Annotated in this window: 16 protein-coding genes and 2 pseudogenes; 9 read left to right on the top strand and 9 right to left on the bottom strand. The window is 59.8% G+C overall.

Going from position 1 to position 18,557, the window contains the following annotated elements:
- Positions 1 to 6: 6 nt before the first annotated feature.
- The gene (gene gorA / locus J2Y83_RS13800) at positions 7 to 1,365 is read left to right on the top strand and encodes a glutathione-disulfide reductase (RefSeq protein ID WP_253395994.1); all 1,359 of its coding nucleotides are present in this window, start codon (positions 7 to 9) and stop codon (positions 1,363 to 1,365) included.
- Here the strand turns inward: gorA and J2Y83_RS13795 are convergent, their stop codons facing one another.
- Positions 1,366 to 2,373 (bottom strand): DNA-binding protein, encoded by a 1,008-nt coding sequence (locus J2Y83_RS13795; RefSeq protein WP_253395993.1) that lies wholly within the window; start codon positions 2,371 to 2,373, stop codon positions 1,366 to 1,368.
- Positions 2,374 to 2,543: 170 nt separating this feature from the next.
- Between J2Y83_RS13795 and J2Y83_RS13790 the strand changes: the two genes are divergently transcribed.
- From J2Y83_RS13790 to ahpF, 3 genes are all read left to right on the top strand, one after another.
- Complete coding sequence (locus tag J2Y83_RS13790; RefSeq protein ID WP_253395992.1) at positions 2,544 to 3,476, top strand: site-specific integrase; 933 nt, start codon at positions 2,544 to 2,546, stop codon at positions 3,474 to 3,476.
- Positions 3,477 to 3,609: 133 nt separating this feature from the next.
- Positions 3,610 to 4,173 carry an alkyl hydroperoxide reductase subunit C gene (gene ahpC / locus J2Y83_RS13785; protein ID WP_010210361.1) on the top strand — a complete coding sequence of 188 codons (564 nt, stop codon included), beginning with the start codon at positions 3,610 to 3,612 and terminating at the stop codon, positions 4,171 to 4,173.
- A gap of 118 nt (positions 4,174 to 4,291) precedes the next feature.
- Complete coding sequence (ahpF, locus tag J2Y83_RS13780) at positions 4,292 to 5,857, top strand: alkyl hydroperoxide reductase subunit F (RefSeq protein ID WP_253395991.1); 1,566 nt, start codon at positions 4,292 to 4,294, stop codon at positions 5,855 to 5,857.
- Between the two features lie 62 nt (positions 5,858 to 5,919).
- Here the strand turns inward: ahpF and gloA are convergent, their stop codons facing one another.
- On the bottom strand, positions 5,920 to 6,441 hold the full coding sequence (gene gloA, locus J2Y83_RS13775; protein ID WP_253395990.1) for a lactoylglutathione lyase: 522 nt from the start codon (positions 6,439 to 6,441) through the stop codon (positions 5,920 to 5,922).
- Positions 6,442 to 6,638: 197 nt separating this feature from the next.
- On the opposite strand from gloA, the gene J2Y83_RS13770 reads away from it, so the two are divergent.
- A complete protein-coding gene (locus J2Y83_RS13770) occupies positions 6,639 to 7,175 on the top strand; it encodes a DUF4946 domain-containing protein (protein ID WP_253395989.1) in 537 nt (178 codons plus the stop codon).
- 111 nt (positions 7,176 to 7,286) lie between these two features.
- Here the strand turns inward: J2Y83_RS13770 and J2Y83_RS13765 are convergent, their stop codons facing one another.
- From J2Y83_RS13765 to J2Y83_RS13755, 3 genes and pseudogenes are all read right to left on the bottom strand, one after another.
- Positions 7,287 to 7,649: a histone-like nucleoid-structuring protein, MvaT/MvaU family gene (locus J2Y83_RS13765; RefSeq protein WP_253395987.1), complete on the bottom strand. Its 363-nt coding sequence runs from the start codon at positions 7,647 to 7,649 to the stop codon at positions 7,287 to 7,289.
- Between the two features lie 196 nt (positions 7,650 to 7,845).
- Entirely contained in the window at positions 7,846 to 9,387 is a 1,542-nt protein-coding gene (locus J2Y83_RS13760; protein WP_253395985.1) for an EAL domain-containing protein, read from the bottom strand.
- 47 nt (positions 9,388 to 9,434) lie between these two features.
- Positions 9,435 to 9,713 (bottom strand): annotated as a pseudogene (locus J2Y83_RS13755) (LysR family transcriptional regulator substrate-binding protein); the annotation flags it as partial.
- Between J2Y83_RS13755 and J2Y83_RS13750 the strand changes: the two are divergent.
- The 3 genes and pseudogenes from J2Y83_RS13750 to J2Y83_RS13740 form a co-directional block, all read left to right on the top strand.
- A pseudogene (locus J2Y83_RS13750) lies at positions 9,707 to 10,459 on the top strand (DMT family transporter); the annotation flags it as partial. The pseudogenes J2Y83_RS13755 and J2Y83_RS13750 sit on opposite strands and share 7 nt — an antisense overlap.
- A gap of 245 nt (positions 10,460 to 10,704) precedes the next feature.
- Complete coding sequence (hppD, locus tag J2Y83_RS13745; RefSeq protein WP_253395983.1) at positions 10,705 to 11,781, top strand: 4-hydroxyphenylpyruvate dioxygenase; 1,077 nt, start codon at positions 10,705 to 10,707, stop codon at positions 11,779 to 11,781.
- 140 nt (positions 11,782 to 11,921) lie between these two features.
- Positions 11,922 to 13,172 carry a dermonecrotic toxin domain-containing protein gene (locus J2Y83_RS13740; RefSeq protein WP_253395982.1) on the top strand — a complete coding sequence of 417 codons (1,251 nt, stop codon included), beginning with the start codon at positions 11,922 to 11,924 and terminating at the stop codon, positions 13,170 to 13,172.
- Positions 13,173 to 13,233: 61 nt separating this feature from the next.
- Here the strand turns inward: J2Y83_RS13740 and rarD are convergent, their stop codons facing one another.
- The 3 genes from rarD to J2Y83_RS13725 form a co-directional block, all read right to left on the bottom strand.
- Positions 13,234 to 14,115: an EamA family transporter RarD gene (gene rarD, locus J2Y83_RS13735; protein ID WP_253395981.1), complete on the bottom strand. Its 882-nt coding sequence runs from the start codon at positions 14,113 to 14,115 to the stop codon at positions 13,234 to 13,236.
- 157 nt (positions 14,116 to 14,272) lie between these two features.
- Complete coding sequence (locus J2Y83_RS13730) at positions 14,273 to 15,283, bottom strand: aldo/keto reductase (protein WP_253395980.1); 1,011 nt, start codon at positions 15,281 to 15,283, stop codon at positions 14,273 to 14,275.
- An 82-nt stretch (positions 15,284 to 15,365) separates the two neighbouring features.
- Complete coding sequence (locus tag J2Y83_RS13725; protein WP_253395979.1) at positions 15,366 to 16,268, bottom strand: LysR family transcriptional regulator; 903 nt, start codon at positions 16,266 to 16,268, stop codon at positions 15,366 to 15,368.
- A gap of 101 nt (positions 16,269 to 16,369) precedes the next feature.
- Here J2Y83_RS13725 and J2Y83_RS13720 point away from each other — a divergent pair, with 101 nt between their 5' ends.
- Complete coding sequence (locus J2Y83_RS13720) at positions 16,370 to 17,074, top strand: SDR family oxidoreductase (protein ID WP_253395978.1); 705 nt, start codon at positions 16,370 to 16,372, stop codon at positions 17,072 to 17,074.
- A gap of 47 nt (positions 17,075 to 17,121) precedes the next feature.
- Here the strand turns inward: J2Y83_RS13720 and J2Y83_RS13715 are convergent, their stop codons facing one another.
- Complete coding sequence (locus J2Y83_RS13715; RefSeq protein WP_253395976.1) at positions 17,122 to 18,432, bottom strand: MFS transporter; 1,311 nt, start codon at positions 18,430 to 18,432, stop codon at positions 17,122 to 17,124.
- Between the last annotated feature and the right edge of the window lie 125 nt (positions 18,433 to 18,557).

Raw genomic sequence — 18,557 nt, 5'->3', positions numbered from 1 at the left:
AGTGAAATGGCCTACGATTTTGACCTGTATGTGATTGGCGCCGGTTCCGGCGGTGTTCGTGCCGCGCGCTTTGCCGCCGGCTATGGCGCCAAAGTGGGTGTGGCGGAAAGCCGCTACCTGGGCGGCACGTGCGTGAACGTCGGCTGCGTGCCGAAGAAGCTGCTGGTCTACGGCGCGCATTTTGCCGAAGACTTCGAGCAGGCCAGCGGTTTTGGCTGGTCTCTGGGTGAAGCGAACTTTGACTGGGCGACCCTGATCGCCAACAAGGACCGCGAGATCAACCGCCTCAACGGCATCTATCGCAACCTACTGGTCAACAGTGGCGTGACCCTGCATGAAGGGCATGCGCGACTGGTCGATCCGCATCAGGTGGAAATCAATGGCGAGCGCTTTACAGCCAAGCACATCCTGATCGCCACCGGCGGCTGGCCGCAGATTCCGCAGATTCCGGGGCATGAGCACGCGATTGGTTCCAATGAAGCGTTCTTCCTCAAGGCATTGCCCAAGCGCGTGCTGGTGGTGGGCGGCGGCTATATCGCCGTTGAATTCGCCGGAATTTTCCATGGCTTGGGTGCGCAGACGTCTTTGCTGTATCGCGGCGACCTGTTCCTACGCGGTTTTGACGGTGCGGTGCGCAAGCATCTGCAGGAAGAATTGACCAAGCGCGGCCTGGATCTGCAGTTCAATGCCGATATCGAGCGGATCGACAAGCAAGCCGATGGCAGCCTCAAGGCCACCCTCAAAGACGGGCGCGTGCTGAACACGGACTGCGTGTTCTACGCCACCGGCCGGCGGCCGATGCTGGATAACCTGGGCCTGGAAAACACCGGGGTCAAGCTCGATAAGCGCGGTTTTGTCGAGGTGGATGACCTGTACCAGACCGCCGAATCGTCGATCCTGGCGATTGGCGATGTGATCGGTCGCGTGCAACTGACCCCGGTGGCCCTGGCCGAAGGCATGGCCGTGGCGCGTCGATTGTTCAAGCCGGAGCAGTATCGCCCGGTGGACTACGCGATGATTCCGACGGCGGTGTTCAGCCTGCCGAACATCGGTACGGTCGGTCTGAGCGAGGAAGACGCGAAGATCAGCGGCCATAAGGTGAAGGTCTTCGAAAGCCGTTTCCGGCCGATGAAGCTGACATTGACCGACTGCCAGGAGAAAACCCTGATGAAACTGGTGGTCGACGCCGACACCGACAGGGTCCTGGGTTGCCATATGGTCGGCCCGGACGCCGGGGAAATCGTGCAGGGCTTGGCGATCGCGCTCAAGGCGGGCGCGACCAAGCAGCATTTTGATGAAACCATTGGCGTACACCCGACGGCGGCGGAAGAGTTCGTCACCATGCGCACGCCCGTGGCCGACTGATCAGGTGCTGGGCGTTGCCTCGGCGGTTGCTGCAACGGCGGCCGTCAGGCGCAACGCCTCGATGCTGGCCTGGGCCTTGATCAGGTCCAGTTCCAGTGCCTTGTTGGCCTGCTGAAATTCGCTCAGCGCGGCTTGGCGTGACTGGCTGTCCTGCACCGCGACCCGCAGGCGCTCCTGGAGCAGGGTGCGTTCGCTGTCGATCTGCTTCAACTGTTCGCTCAGTTTGAGTTGCTGCGCTTGGTCCTTGCGCACTTGCTCGTGCAATGCCGCCAACTCCTTCACGGTTACTCGATGTTCGATCAGCAGGCGCTCGTTGTCGCGGTGCAGCTGGGTGATCTCGTCCTGACGCACCATTGCGCTCTGCTGGGCCTGGCGCAGTTCCGCCTGGACTTGCTGCACCTGGCCTTCGTGGCGGCGCTGTTCCTGTTCGCGCTGCTCTTTGATTGCGTTGCGGTAATGCTCCAGGGCATCCCGAGCGTGCAGGTGCTTGTCTTCCAGCGAGCGAATTTGTTCGTCCTTGTCGCTGATGCGTAGCTCGTAGTCACTGCACGCCTGGCTCAGCCCGGCGTTACGGGTTTGCTCGGTTTGCAGGCTGGTGCTGGCGGTTTGCAGGGCTGCGCTTTCGTCGGCTAGGGCTGCGGCCTGGATATCGAATTGCTGCTGCAGCTGGTTATGGGCTGTTTGCAGCGTTTCGAGTTGGGCGAGCAGGGCGGTTTTCTGTTGCTCAAATTTCGCCACGGCCAGGTCAATCGGTTCTTGGGCTTTCTCTTTCAGGCGTTGGGCAAGCCGCGCCACCAGTTCGCCCAATTCGTCGTCGATGGGCGCTTCGGTGATGGTCTGCCGCGTTTCACTCTCGTCCAGTTCCTTCAAGTAGCGATGAATCGTGGTTTTCGAGCCGGTATTACCCATTTCGATGCGTACCGCATCGATGCTGGGGTTTTCGCCGCGGGCGAGAATCGCCAGGCGTGCCGTTTGAACGACTGCTTTGTTTATGCCGCCACGAGCCATGGGGTCTCCGTCGATTTAGTACTGTGGTACATGGTATGTATATACATACTATATCATCAATAATTGTCGGTTAAAATTCATGATTTAACAGATGGGATATTGGCGTATTATCCCGTGTCAGCACGGTTTTCACCGTGAGTGCGCCCTATCAGCAGTACGAAAAGGCTTTCATGAGCGATCTGGATCGTTACCTCAACGCTGCTACCCGCGATAACACGCGCCGCAGTTATCGCGCAGCCATCGAGCACTTCGAGGTGAGCTGGGGCGGATTCCTGCCCGCCACCAGCGACAGCGTGGCGCGTTACCTCGTGGCGCATGCCGGGGTGTTGGCGGTGAATACCCTGAAGCTGCGGCTTTCAGCGTTGGCGCAGTGGCACACGAGCCAGGGCTTTCCCGACCCGACCAAGGCGCCAGTCGTGCGCAAGGTGCTCAAGGGGATTCGCGCCGTGCACCCTGCGCGCGAGAAGCAGGCAGAGCCGTTACAGCTCAAGCACCTGGAGCAGGTGGTGGCATGCCTGGAAGGAGAGGCGCGAGCGGCAAGCGAAGCCCAGGACCCCGCCGGACTGCTGCGCGCCAAACGTGACCGCGCATTGATCCTGCTGGGGTTCTGGCGAGGCTTTCGCAGTGATGAGTTGTGCCGATTGAGCATCGAGCACGTTCAGGCCGTGCCCGGGGCTGGCATCAGCCTGTACCTGCCGCGCAGCAAGAGCGACCGCGACAACGTCGGCAAGACCTACCAAACCCCAGCATTGCTGCGGCTATGCCCGGTGCAGGCCTACAGCGAATGGCTCAGCGCCTCGGCGCTGGTTCGCGGCCCGGTGTTTCGCGGGATTGACCGCTGGGGCAACGTGGGCGAGGCGGGGTTGCACCCCAACAGCGTGATCCCGCTGTTGCGCCAGGCCCTGGAGCGTGCGGGCATCCCGGCCGAGCAATACACCAGCCACTCCCTGCGCCGGGGCTTTGCGACTTGGGCCCAGCGCAGCGGTTGGGATTTGAAGTCGTTGATGAGTTACGTCGGCTGGAGCGACATGAAATCCGCCATGCGCTATGTTGAAGCGACGCCCTTTCTTGGCATGACCCTGGCCACCCAGCCGCTGATTTGAGATTTCTTCTATTAATACTGTCAGTTGATAGAGAAAGCCAATCGCGAGCATCAGGTTTGCCAATGAGCCATCGGCCGCAAGAGTGGGTAGGATTCATCTCATCAACTTACTAACCCCTGACGGAGAGTCAACGATGCCTATCATCAACAGCCAAGTAAAACCGTTCAAAGCGACCGCCTACAAAAACGGCAACTTCGTAGACGTGTCTGACGCTGACCTGAAAGGCAAATGGTCCGTAGTGTTCTTCTACCCGGCCGACTTCACCTTCGTTTGCCCAACCGAGCTGGAAGACCTGGCTGACAACTACGCCGAATTCCAGAAGCTGGGCGTCGAAATCTACAGCGTTTCCACCGACACCCACTTTGCCCACGCTGCCTGGCACAACACCTCGCCAGCCATCGGCAAGATCCAGTACACCATGATCGGCGACCCAACCCTGACCATCTCCCGCAACTTCGACGTGCTGATCGAAGAAGCCGGCCTGGCAGATCGCGGTACTTTCGTGATCAACCCGGAAGGTCAGATCAAGATCGTTGAACTGAACGACGGCGGTGTTGGCCGTGACGCTTCCGAGCTGCTGCGCAAAATCAAAGCCGCTCAATACGTTGCTGCCCACCCAGGCGAAGTGTGCCCAGCCAAGTGGAAAGAAGGCGAGGCCACCCTGGCTCCGTCTCTGGACCTGGTCGGCAAGATCTAAGTCTGTGACACATCAAGGGCGGGATTCCGCACCTAAGTAAGCTGCAACCGCCCTCAAAAACGCCCGGGCGAGATTCGCTCGGGCGTTTTTTTTTACCGAATCAAAAGGAATCGCCCGTATGTTGGACGCCAATCTTAAAGCTCAGTTGAAGTCATACCTGGAACGGGTCACCCAGCCGATCGAGATCGTCGCCTCCCTCGATGACGGCGCGAAGTCCCAGGAAATGCTGGCTCTTTTGCAGGACGTAACCAGCCTCACCACGCTGATTACCCTGAAAACCGAGGGTGACGATGCGCGCAAGCCCTCGTTCTCCATCAACCGCCCGGGTGCCGATATCAGCCTGCGTTTTGCCGGCATCCCCATGGGCCATGAATTCACTTCGCTGGTGTTGGCCCTGCTGCAAGTCGGTGGCCACCCGTCGAAGGCCAGTGTCGAAGTGATTGAACAGATTCGTGCCCTCAAAGGCGAGTTCAGCTTCGAGACGTACTTCTCGCTGTCCTGCCAGAACTGCCCGGACGTGGTCCAGGCGCTGAACCTGATGGCCGTGCTGAACCCGAACATCCGCCACGTGGCCATCGATGGCGCGCTGTTCCAGGCCGAAGTCGATGAGCGTCAGGTCATGGCTGTACCAAGTGTCTACCTCAATGGTGTGAACTTCGGCCAGGGCCGCATGGGCCTGGAAGAAATCCTCGCCAAGCTCGACACCAGCGGCATCGAAAAAGCCGCCGAGAAGATCAGCGCCAAAGCGGCATTCGACGTGCTGGTGGTCGGCGGTGGCCCGGCCGGTTCGGCGGCGGCTATTTATGCTGCGCGCAAAGGTATCCGTACCGGTGTCGCGGCGGAGCGTTTTGGCGGCCAGGTGCTGGACACCATGTCCATCGAGAACTTTATCTCGGTACAGGAAACCGAAGGGCCGAAGCTGGCCAGCGCGCTTGAAGCCCATGTGCGTCAGTACGACGTGGACATCATGAACCTGCAGCGTGCCAGCAGCCTGGTGCCGGCGAAGAATGCCGGTGACTTGCACGAAATCCGCTTTGAAAGCGGTGCGACGCTTAAGTCGAAAACTGTGATCCTGGCCACCGGCGCCCGCTGGCGTGAAATGGGTGTACCGGGTGAGCAGGAATACAAAGCCAAGGGCGTGTGCTTCTGCCCGCACTGCGACGGCCCGCTGTTCAAGGGCAAACGCGTGGCGGTGATCGGCGGCGGTAACTCCGGCGTTGAAGCCGCCATCGACCTGGCCGGTATCGTCAGTCACGTCACCTTGCTTGAGTTCGACAGCAAGCTGCGCGCCGACGCTGTGTTGCAGCGCAAGCTGTTCAGCCTGCCGAACGTCAACGTGATCACCAGCGCGCTGACCAGTGAGGTTAAAGGCGATGGTCAGAAAGTCACCGGCCTGGTGTACAAGAATCGTGACAGCGGCGAGTTCACGACCATCAATCTGGAAGGCATCTTTGTGCAGATCGGTTTGTTGCCGAACACCGACTGGCTCAAAGGCACGGTCGAACTGTCGCCCCGTGGCGAGATCATTGTCGACGCACGTGGCGAAACCTCACTGCCAGGCGTCTTCGCTGCCGGTGACGTGACCACTGTGCCGTACAAGCAGATCGTGATTGCGGTGGGCGAGGGCGCCAAGGCTTCCCTGAGCGCGTTTGATCACCTGATCCGTAGCTCGGCGCCGGCATAAAATCCAGCCCGGAAATGAAAAACCCCATGTGTAAGCATGGGGTTTTTTATTGCGTGGGATGTTTACAGCGGCGCTGGCTGAATGATCTCAACCCAGTAAGCGTCCGGGTCCTTGATGAACGCCAGGCTTTTCATGCGGCCATCGTTCAGGCGCTTCTGGAAGTCGCAGCCCAGGGCTTCGAAGCGCTCGCACGCAGCCACGATATCCGGCACCGAAATGCAGATATGGCCAAAGCCGCGTGGGTCGGTATTGCCATTGTGATAGGCGAAGTCGGCGTCGTTTTCGGTGCCGTGGTTGTGGGTCAGTTCCAGGATGCCAGGGATCGACTTCATCCACTGGGTACGCTCGGCGGCGTCCGCCGGAATCCGGGCCTTGTCCACCAGCGCCAGGAAGTACAGGCTGAATTCGGCTTCCGGGAAGTCGCGCTTTTCTACCAGCGAGAAACCCAGCACACGGGTGTAGAAATCCAGGGACTTGGTGATGTCCTTGACCCGCAGCATGGTGTGATTGAACACGAAGTTCGACGTGGCGGTGTCAGGTTGGGCGGTGACGCCCGGGAAAGTGTTCAGATCGTGCAGGCTCATGGACCCTCCAGAAAAAATGGGGCAAACGCGGCGTGAGATGAGCGGTGCGTTCCCTTGGCTTGCGGCAAGCATTCGTGCAGCTGGGCCATGATACGCAAGGCCCGCTCACTGCGCCAAATGAAAAAGGTCACGCAGGCCTTGCGACCCGCGGGGGCGGGGCCGCAAACTTTGGCGCTTGAACCTGGGGTGTTTTTGCAATGATCGAATGTCGTACACCGCTGTTGAGCGCGTTGTGTTTGCTGTTGAGTAGCCCCTTGGCGCTGGCGGCCGAACCGGAAATCCACTGGCCCAGTGGCTGGCAAATCGAAGAAGTGGTCACTGATAAAGAGGCGCCAGCCAGCACTCAAAACGTGTCTCGGCAGCGGGCAATCAAGAATGATGAAAATGGCGCGACAGTGATGGTCATGGAGTTGACGGGCACGCCGATCGAGGCCGGGCATGCCGTCAATCTTGAGGGCGTGTTACTGGAAATGCGCAAGTCCATCCAGAAAGATTTTGCCCAGGGCGGCTATCAAAGTGTGTGCAGCAAGATGCACCCTACAACATTGAGCCGTCTTGAAGCGCTGGAAACTACTTGCGTGATTACCGAGAACGGCCGGCACGTACTCTCGCAAACATTGGTTGGCGCTGTTGATACCGATAAGGCCTTTGTTTTTTCATACGCGGGCCAGGCGCAAGCATACGAAGCGAGCAAGGATGAAGTCCGTTCGGTGCGCGACAGCCTGAAACTTTGAAAGGCGCTGTCCCCCCCATTTTTGAACGAAGTGAAATGTTATTTAAGTTCGCATTCGAACCGTTAAAAAAAAGCCCCGCTATTGCGGGGCTCTTTGTAAGTGCATTTTCGATCAGCCACGAAGCCAGGAATCTACAGTGGCGGCGCCGTACTGTTCTTTCCAGGCTTTCAGGCCGCGGTGGTTGCCGCCTTTAGTCTCGATCAGTTCGCCGGTGTGCGGGTTGTGGTAAACCTTGACCACGCGCGCGCGGCGCTGTTTTGGTGCGGTCGCGACCGCTGCGGCCTTGCCTGGGTTAGGATCAAGGATGGAAATGATGTCGCGCAGGCCCTTGCCGTAGCTCTTCATCAACGCTTGCAGTTTTTCTTCGAATTCGATTTCTTTCTTCAGGCCAGCGTCGTTCTTCAGGGATTCCAGCTGGGCAAGCTGCTCTTGAAGGGCTTTTTCTGCTGCGCGAAATTCGGCGAGTCTGGACAAAATATTTACTCCAATAGTGTATTTGGCTGATATCAACTGCAGATAACGCTACAAGCCAAGAGCTTTAAGGCGACTCAAGAAAGAAGCCTTCCTGCGAGTTCTGCACAGGTATGAAAAATTGTAGTAGTTAATCCGCCACGAGTAAATCATGTCTTTAGCTAATTAACACTCTTTCATCGGCGCGGTAGATGGCTATTCAATGGCTGGTCAGGGATTTAATGAACTCGTCGCAGGGTAGCGGGCGCCCGAACAGGTAACCCTGCAGGAAATCCACGCCTTGTGCTGCCAGGTATTCACATTGCTCGATTGTTTCCACGCCTTCGGCAACGATGCCCAAGTCGAGCTTGCCGGAGAGCTCTATGATGCTGTCCAGAATATGCCGCGAGAGTGCATCTACCCCGATCATGGCGACAAAGCTCTGGTCGATCTTCAAGTAGTCGACATTGAAGTTACGCAAGTAGGTCAGGCTGGAGTGACCGGTGCCAAAGTCATCAATTGCAATCATCACCCCCAGTTCGTGCAGCGCATCGAACAGGCGGCGGGTGGTGTCGGTAGGCTTGATCAGCTCGCGTTCGGTCAACTCCAGCACCAGGATCACCTGGCCAGGCGTGAAGGCGGCGAGAAACTCCCGGCAGTCCTCCACCAAGGCCAGGTCCTGACAATGACGGGCGGTGATATTCACGCCGATATGGAAACCGCGGGTGAAACGCTCGGCATGCGGCGCCAATTGCGCCGCCGTCTGGCGTAGCAGCGCGCGAGTCATGGGCACGATCAGGCCACAGTCCTCAGCCAGTGGAATAAACAGGTCCGGCCGCACCAGGCCTTCCTTGGGGTGGTTCCAGCGCATCAGCACTTCGCAGCCGGCCCACTCGCGCGTATCGCCGCGTATCACCGGCTGGAAATAGGCGATGAACTCATTGGCGCTCAAGGCCCGGTGCAGTTCGTGGGTCGGGGCTGACGAGCGTTTTTGCAACCAATGAGCCGACGCACCCGCCAGTGCGCCAAAGAATCCCACCAGGATGAACAGCGCCGGGTAACGATCCTGCATATAGCGCCAGACTTCCCCGGCCGGCATGCCGGCGTCGACGCTGTAGCCATAGCGCGTGGATGCCAGGTGGTGGTGGGCCACGGCAAACACCGGCTGCGCACTGTCGCGCACCTTGCCGTCAGCGCTCATCCAGTGAGGCCCGACCTGTAGGACGAGCTCTGCGTTGTGGCGGATCAGGCGCAGGGCGTTGCTCAGGTGATAGCCGTCAATCGATGCAAATGCGCCTTTATCGCCGTCGACCAGGCGGTATACCAACAGCGCGGTATCCGGTGTGACCGGGTTGCCATTCATCAACCATAAGCGCCCATTGACATAATCGTCCGGGTTGACCGGTGATTCGTAACCACCGCCGAACAGGGAGCTGCAATAGATGTTTTTCTGCCAGGACAAGGTGGTCGCCCTTACAAACGGCCGGCGCGTGACTTGTTCACGCAGTGCCAGCTTTACCGTGTTGTCACAGGGCTGACCGGCCAGCGGCAGTAACGCCTGGGCGGCGAGGGCGGTGTTGTCGAGCATCAGGTCGAACTGGCGCACCGCTTCCTGGGCCGTCTGCGCGGTACTTTGTTGCAGGGTGTGTTCAGCCTGCCAATGCAGGATGACCACGCCCGCCCCGATCGGCAGCAGCGCGCTGAGCGCGGTGATCAGATAGCGCGTGGCGCGCTTTCGCGGGGCGTTGACGGTCAGGGGCATGGGGCGGACGGTCTGTCGTGGGATGGGGCGTGCCGGGCGGCACACGATTAACTCGATGATAGATGGCCGGGCCCGATTAAGCTCGCCGCCGGTGAGAAATCTACGTTCTGCGCTACATGAATGAAGGCCAGGGTCGCAGGCGTCGACTGGCGTTGATCCAGCACCGCCAGGCCAATTTCGCGGCTGACCGGCGGGGACAGCGGACGCACGGTGTAGCGCGCATCCGGCGTTTCGGGCAACGACGCCTGCGCCACCACGCTGACGCCGTCACCACGGCTTACCGCCTCCAGGGTGCTGAGCAGTTGCGAGCAGCGATAACGCACGCGTGCGCCTGAGTCGCCCAGACGCCAGGCAGTTCGTGCGTCTGGCCGTGCTGGGTTGTTTCGGCATCTTTTTCTACAACCTGTGTTTCTTTTACGGGCTGCATTACATCAATGCATCGCTAGCCTCCTTGATTGTCGCCTTGAACCCCGCGGTGATCGGCGTGGCTTCATGGTTGCTGTTCAAGGAGCGCCTGGGTGCAGCCAGGTGGCTGGGGATTGCCTTGTGCCTGGCCGGCGCGGGCACGGTGATTGTCAGTCGCAACCCCCAACTGTTGCAGGCGGTAGACAACGCCTGGCGCGGCGATTTGCTGATCTTCGGCTGCGTGGTGGGGTGGGGCGTGTACTCGTTGTATTCCCGTGAGCTCAACCAATGCCTGGGTCCCTTGCAAACGGTCACCTGGTCGATTCTGCTGGGCACGGGGATGCTGATGATCACCACCCTCATCAGTGGCAGGCTCACTCTGAATGCGCTGGCCGCCGTCCATCTGCCGCAACTGCTCGGCCTGTTGTATCTCGGGGTGGTGGGCTCGGCGGTGGCCTATATCGGCTGGTATGACGGTATTCGCCGAATCGGCGCGACCCGCGCCGGTGTGTTTATCGCCCTGAATCCGCTGACCGCGGTCATTTGCGGCGCGGTGTTGCTGGATGAGCAACTGACCCCACCCATGTTGTTGGGCGGCGCGGTGATCCTGCTTGGCATCTACCTGTGCAACAAACCCCTTGCTCCGGCCAGGCCAATGGGGATTTGATAAGGGAGCGGACAAATACTGTTACGCTGTGTAGAATCGATTTACGCATACAAGAATATGGACTTGCGCTCACGCAAGCCTCAGCCGTCAGAGACTGATGTAACCATGAAGCTACTCGGCTCCCCCCTGATCTTTGGTGATTTCCTCGCCCGTAGCGTGCGAGGTCTTTCGTGTGCGCCTCCCTCCTGCTTCATCCTTGCTGGCAATTGACATCCGTTCATCACAAGAATGAAGAGGCGCCGAACATGGCTGACCAATACGAAAACCCAATGGGCCTGATGGGCTTTGAATTCATCGAGTTCGCATCGCCCACACCCGGCACCCTGGAGCCGATCTTCGAGATCATGGGCTTCAGCAAAGTCGCGACCCACCGCTCCAAGAACGTTGACTTGTATCGCCAGGGTGAGATCAACCTGATTCTCAACAACGAGCCCAACAGCATCGCCTCCTACTTTGCGGCCGAGCACGGCCCATCGGTGTGCGGTATGGCGTTTCGCGTGAAGGATTCGCAAAAGGCCTACAACCGCGCCCTGGAACTGGGCGCCCAGCCGATCCATATCGAAACCGGGCCGATGGAGCTGAACCTGCCGGCGATCAAAGGCATCGGCGGTGCGCCGCTGTACCTGATCGACCGCTTCGGCGAAGGCAGCTCGCTCTACGACATCGATTTCGTCTACCTCGAAGGCGTGGAGCGCAACCCGGTCGGCGCCGGCCTCAAGGTCATCGATCACCTGACCCACAACGTGTATCGCGGGCGCATGGCCTACTGGGCCAACTTCTACGAGAAGCTGTTCAACTTCCGTGAAGCGCGTTATTTCGATATCAAGGGCGAGTACACCGGCCTGACCTCCAAAGCCATGAGCGCCCCGGACGGCATGATCCGCATCCCGCTCAACGAAGAGTCGTCCAAGGGCGCCGGGCAGATCGAAGAGTTCCTGATGCAGTTCAACGGTGAAGGCATCCAGCACGTGGCGTTCCTCACCGACGACCTGATCAAGACCTGGGACGCGTTGAAGAAGATCGGCATGCGCTTCATGACTGCGCCGCCGGATACCTACTATGAAATGCTCGAAGGCCGCCTGCCGAACCATGGCGAGCCGGTGGACCAGTTGCAAGCGCGCGGCATCCTGCTCGACGGCTCGTCCATTGAAGGCGACAAACGCCTGCTGTTGCAGATTTTCTCGGAAACCCTGATGGGCCCGGTGTTCTTCGAGTTCATCCAGCGCAAGGGCGATGATGGCTTTGGCGAGGGCAACTTCAAGGCACTGTTTGAGTCCATCGAGCGTGACCAAGTGCGTCGCGGTGTATTGACCGCCGACTGATTACGTTATCGCCACAACGAGCCCGGTCGAGGTTGCCTCCGCCGGGTTTTTTTGCGCCACAAGATGTGCGGAACCGTATGCCGAGCAGCGGTCACAAAGGTGACAGGGCAGCAGGAAACCTCCTGTGCCTGGATGCAGGGATGCCGAACTTCAGTATTCATGCCGACGAGGTACGCTTTATGATCGATACGTCCTACGCAAACCAACATGCGCTGACACCTTACACGCACAGTGTGCCTGCCACCGCCACTCGCAGCATCCGTTCAATCGACGACTCGGACCCCGTCGAGCTGGCGTTTCACACATACATGGACCGCATGCAGTCCGAGTTCCGGGACGGTTCGCTGAGTGCCGGGGGGCGAGAGTTGGCGAATGCCGCCGTAAGGCCCGGCAAGGCAGGAGCCCTTGGGGTACAGGTTTCGACCTTTGCCGTCGATAGTGCGCAAGCCAAAGACATCGTCATGGTCAAGCGCACCCCGGAGACCGCCGAAGGTCCGAATTTTCTAATGTATGTGCCAGAGCAGGAAGGTCATTCGTTTCACGAGTTCAATACCCGTGAAGAAATGACAGCCTCGCTCAAGGCGTCGCTCAGCGATCCGAAGGCGCGGGACAAGTTTGCCGCACATTTCTCCAGTGACGCGGCGCCAAAGCAAGAGGAGCGGGTCCAGCAGGTGCTGGAAAAGTTTGCCGCTGGCGATCAGGCAGTGCTCGGCAGTTACGGGTATGAGAAGGGGGACATCTTTGCGCGTCTGAACCAAGACGTGAGCACCCCGCCGGTGCCGGTCAATGGCCTGACCAATACGCGTCTCAACAGCCTGTCGCCGGATGGCAGGGCCACTTACATCGGGACGCGCGAGGACGGAAATAAGGTAATTTACGCTTACGACGGTTACGGCAACCTGCTAGGCGGAGCTTCGGACGGGTTGTACTTGGTGCGCAACGGGCTGAACAATAACGAACCGCTCGAGCTGAGGACGCCTGAGGAACACGCCAAGTATCACGCCAGTACTCTTTTGGACAATACCGAAGCCAATGATCTGAATGGGCTCTACGACGAATTCCTCAAACAGCTCAGAAACCCCGGCCATGGTCTGGGGACCGCGCTGAAAGAGTTGGGCGTTTCTGAAGACGCGGCTAACTCGATCGAAGAAATCCTCAAGAACCCGGTCACGGGGACGTTGCTCGAGCTGAACCAGGAAAATCGGCTGGGCAATCTGTTTGGCGTCAAGAAAGAAGTAATGGATGAGGCCTTGGAAAAGATCGGCAATGAGGCGCAGAGCCGCATCCCGATTTATGGCTCCAAGAGGCAGCAGCTGGAGGGCGTGGCCGACTTATTGGAAAACCAATTCGGCACGCCCAAACCACCAACGGTTCAGGTACACGTCGGTTAAGTCGCTACGCAGCCCCAACCCGAAGGGAATGGATGCCCTCACCTAAATCCAGCGTGCGCGCTCATGCCCTGCGCTGACGCACCAGGTGCTTGAAGCCCTCATACACCAGCACCATCACCGCCAGCCAGATCGGAATATACGTCAGCCATTCGCCCGCCTTGATACCTTCCCCCAACAGCAATGCCACCCCCAGCAGCAGGACCGGCTCCACATAACTGAGTAGCCCGAACAGGCTGAATGCGAGCAGGCGGCTGGCAATGATATAGCTCACCAGCGCCGAGGCACTGATGACGCCCAGCATCGGGATCAATGCGTACAACTTCGGATGGGCCTGCATCACCGCAAAGCCCTGTTCGCCACTCTGCACAAACCACCACGCCACCGGCAGCATCAGCGCCATGTCCAGCCACAGCCCGCCCAAGTGGTCGGTGGTCAGGTATTTGCGCACCACGAAATAGACCGGGTAGCCGATGATCACCACCAGCGTGGCCCAGGAAAAACCACCGGCCTGGTACAGTTCGTTAAGCACCCCAAGGGCTGCAAAAAACACCGCGATCTGTTGCAGGCGCGACAAGCGTTCGCCATACACCAGGCGCCCGGTCAGCACCATAGTCAGCGGCAGCAGGAAATAACCCACTGACACATCCAGGCTGCGCCCATTCAGCGGCGCCCACATGAACAACCACAATTGCACGCCGAGCAGCGCCGAGGACACCACGATGCCGCCGATCAGTCGCGGCTTGGCCGCCAGCATCCGCAGCACGTCCCATACCCGTCGCCACTCGCCGCTGACGAGCATGAACACCGTCATGCACGGCATGGTGAGTAACATGCGCCAGCCGAAAATCTCCAGGCCACTCAAGGGCGTCAGCAGCGACGTGAAGTAATACATCACGGCAAACAACACCGAAGCCAAGACCGATAACACAACACCTTTAGACACGCTGTCCTCGCGAAAACCGTTGGATACAAAAGAGGGGGGATTTCAGCAGGGGAATATAGTGCTTTTGGCGTCAGAGGGTGGCTCTGTTTTGGGGCGTTTCATCCAGGTTTGCTCGCTGCCCTCGGCAGGAGGGCAGTGAACTGCAATTTTCCGGGGGTTACGTGCGTGCCATGCGGCCCGATACAAAGTGACCGACATCATTGAAGCCCGGGGTGGACGAGTGCCCCGGCGTCACCAGCGAGTCGATAAAGGCCTCGTCCTCAGCCGTGAGCTTCACATCCAATGCGCCGGTGTACGCATCCCACTGCGCTTCGGTGCGCGGGCCGACAATCGCAGAGCTGACGGCTGCGTTGTTCAGGACCCAGGCGATTGCGAATTCGACAATCCCCACGCCACGCTCTTGGGCGTATTGCTGGATCTGCTGGGCAATGCGCAGCGACTCCACCCGCCATTCGGTTTCCAGAATGCGCTTGTCCTGCCGCGCGGCGCGGCTGCCGGCCTCGGGTGTCACATCGGGTGCGTATTTGCCGCTGAGTACGCCACGGGCCAGTGGGCTGTAAGGCACCACGCCCAAGCCATAGGCGGCTGCGGCAGTGATCTGTTCGACCTCGGCCTGGCGATTGACGATGTTGTACAGCGGCTGGCTGATCACCGGCTTGTCCACGCCCAGGCGCTCGGCCACGCGAATCACTTCGGCAATGCGCCAGCCACGGTAGTTGGACAGGCCCCAGTAACGGATCTTGCCCTGGCGAATCAAGTCGCCGATCGCCGACACGCTGACCTCCAGCGGGGTGTTGTGGTCTTCGCGGTGCAGGTAGTAGATATCCAGGTAATCCGTGTCGAGACGGGTAAGGCTGGCTTCCAGTGCGTTGAAAATACGCTTGCGGCTCAAACCGCTGCGGTTGGGCAAACCGTCTGGCGGGCCAAAGCCGACCTTGGACGCCACTACCCAGTCCTGGCGCTGACGGGCGATGGCTTCACCGACCAGCTCTTCCGAACGTCCGCCTGTATAAACGTCGGCGGTGTCGATGAAGTTGATGCCCTGGTCCCAGGCCTTGTCGATGATGCGCAGCGAGTCTTCGGCGTTGGTCTGTTCGCCAAACATCATGGTGCCCAGGGTCAAGGCGCTGACCTTCAACCCGGATTGGCCCAATGTGCGGTAAATCATGGAAAGCTCCTCAAGGCAGGAAAACGTGTGCCATGCAATACCAGACTCGCAGGCTCTGGAACAAGCCCTCGGGCGTGTTTCTTCATGTGCTCAGCAGCCTCTGGCAACGAGCCTGGAGGAAGCGATGCAGCACTTTCACCCGTTCCGACACTTGCAGGCGATGGGGGCACATCAGGTTGAAGGGCGTGGGTTCGCCCTGCCAGTCGGTCAACAGCGGCACCAGGCGTCCGGCCTGGATGTCGCTGGCGATATCGAGGTTGGCTTTATAGGCAATGCCATGCCCGGCCAATGCCCAGCGCCGCACGATTTCGCCGTCATCGCTCAAATAGTCGCCCGTCACCTCGACTTCCTGCAGCTCTGCGCCTTGGCGGAAGTACCAGGTGTTGTTGGCCCGTCCCTGGCGCATGTAGCGCAGCGTGTTGTGTTGCGCCAGTTGTGCCGGCGTGCTCGGTGCGCCATGGCGCGCCAGATAGGCGGGGCTGGCGCAGGCGATGCGGCGGTGGCCTGGCACCACCGGCAACGCCACCAGGCTGGAGTCTCGGGGTACGCCGAAGCGCAGGGCGATGTCGACGGTTTCGCGGAACAGGTCGGCGTTACTGTCGTTAAGCAACAATTGAACGCGGATGTTCGGGTGTTCCAGCTTGAACTCATCCAGCCAGCCCAACAGTACGTTGCGCCCGAAATCCGAAGGCGCGGCCAATTGCAGCCAACCACTCAGGCTTTGGCCTTGTTGCTTGATCGCCTGTTCACCCTCAGACAAGGCTTCCAGCGCCACGCGCACACTGTCCAGGTAGCGCCGGCCTTCCTCGGTCAGGCGCATGCTGCGGGTGGAGCGGGCCAGCAGCCGTATGCCCAGGCGGGTTTCCAGGCGTTTGAGCGCAATGCTCGCGGCGGCCGGCGTGAGGCTGAGGCTGCGCGCGGCCGCTGACAGGCTGCCGGTATCGGCGGTGCGCACGAAGACTTCCAGGTCGAGAATCGAGCTCATTTGTAAAAATCCTTTAAATATCTTGTCGTTTTACCGGGATTTTTCGCCGATTGCCAAGCTGGGAAGATGAACCTTCACTTTCTGACGCAGGACATTTCTTCATGACCCATTCTCTCAGCGGCAAAACTGTCGTCGTTATCGGCGGCAGCAGCGGCATTGGCGCAGCGGTGGCCAAGGCGGCAGCCGCGCATGGCGCACAGGTGGTGCTGGCCGGACGGCGTGTGTCCTCCGGCGTCGAGAACGGCGTGCGCAGCGAACCGGTGGATGTCACTGACAGCGCCTCTCTGCAACGCCTGTTCGAGGCCGTGGGGCACTTTGATCATTTGGTCTATACCGCCGGCCCGTCAGTGCGCGCCAAGCACCTGGTCGACACCGACCTGGACGAAGCCCAGGATAATTTCAACGTCAAACTCTGGGGTTCGTTGCGCGCGATTCAACGGGCGCTGCCGTTCCTCGACGAGCACGGCAGCATCAGCCTGACCTCCGGTCAACTGGGGCGCAAATTGGCGCCCGGTCAGTTCATCAAGACCGGTATCAATGCCGCCACCGAAGCGCTGGGCAAGCAATTGGCCAAGGAGCTGGCACCGCGTCGGGTCAATGTGATCTGCCCTGGCGTGATCGACACGCCGGCGTATGCCGGGTTGGACGAAGCGCAGCGCCTGGCGATGTTTGCCAGCGTGGGGGGCACATTGCCGGTAGGGCGCGTCGGGCAGTCCGACGAAGTGGCGGAGGGGTATGTATTGGCCATGGAAAATGGCTTTATGACCGGCGCCGTGATTGATATCAACGGCGGCGGGCTGTTGTAAACACCGCAGACAGGTGGGAGCAGGCGTGCCCCACCTGTACGCCCGCGTCAGACCTTGAGGGTCCGGGTCATACGCAATGCCAACACACTGCCGCCGACGATCACCGCCGCCAGCAGGTACAGCGCACTATCCGTGGACCCGGTGGCATCTTTCACAAAACCGACGATATACGGGCTGAGGAAGCCGGCCATCTGGCCCATCGAGTTGATCAACGCCAGGCCACCTGCCGCCGCGCCCGCACTGAGCATGGCGGTGGGCACCGGCCAGAACATCGGCAGGCCGGTGAGGGCGCCCATGGTGGCGATGGTCAGGCCGAGAATCGCGATAGCCGGGGTGGTGGCGAAATTCACCGCGATCACCAGGCCCAGAGCGCCCATCAACATCGGCACCACCAAATGCCAGCGCCGCTCCTTGCGCAAGTCAGCCGAGCGGCCCACCAGCAACATGAACACGGCGGCCAGCAGGTAGGGAATCGCGCTGAGCCAGCCGATCACCAGGTTATCGCTGAAACCCAGGTTCTTGATGATCGACGGCAGCCAGAAGTTGATCGCGTAGACGCCGCTCTGGATGCAGAAATAGATCAGGCCGAACGCCCAGATCGCCGGGTTCTTGAACACTTCGGCGAGGGAGTCGGTGGTGGTTTTCGGCTTGTTTGCCAAGTCAGTGGCGTGGTCGGCTTCCAGCACCGCACGTTCATGCGGCTTGAGCCACTTGGCGTTGGCAAAGCTGTCGCTGAGCAGGAAGTAGGCGAGGGCGCCCAGAATCACGGTCGGGATGCCTTGCAACAGGAACATCCACTGCCAGCCGGCGAGGCCGCCTTGGCCGGTGCCGAAATGGTTGAGAATCCAGCCGGAAAACGGGCTGCCCAGCAGGCCGGACACCGGAATCGCCGACATGAACAACGCCATGATCCGCCCACGGCGGAACGTCGGGAACCACTGCGAGAGATACAGCACCACACCGGGGAAGAAGCCAGCTTCGGCGGCACCGGTCAACAGGCGCAACGTATAGAAATGCGTCGGCGTGGTGACGAACAGCAGGCAGGTGGACAGCGCGCCCCAGACGATCATCATCAAGGCAATCCAGCGCCGCGGACCGAACTTGGTCAGCGCCAGGTTGCTCGGTACGCCACACAGCACGTAGCCAATAAAGAAGATCCCGGCACCCAGGCCGTATACGGTTTCGCTGAATTTCAGCGCATCGAGCATCTGCAACTTGGCAAAGCCAACGTTAACCCGGTCAAGGTAGTTGAACAGGTAGCAGATAAAAATGAAGGGGATCAGGCGCAGGGTAATGCGCTTGTAGATGGCGTTTTTATCGTCATCGGTGGCCAGTGGGGCAGCGGCGCTCTGTGACATGGGAGTCTCTCTTTATTATGATTTTTCGCGATGCGCGGGTAACGTTGATCGCCCAATGAGTCTCGGCCACCTGGCGGGGTGCTGTCTTTGTGCTCGCGCACAGTGAAGCATCCTTTGCGCTGTGC

Origin of the sequence: Pseudomonas marginalis (genome assembly GCF_024169655.1) — a bacterium.
Classification (GTDB): domain Bacteria; phylum Pseudomonadota; class Gammaproteobacteria; order Pseudomonadales; family Pseudomonadaceae; genus Aquipseudomonas; species Aquipseudomonas paraveronii.
This window is presented reverse-complemented; position numbering and strand designations above follow the sequence as displayed.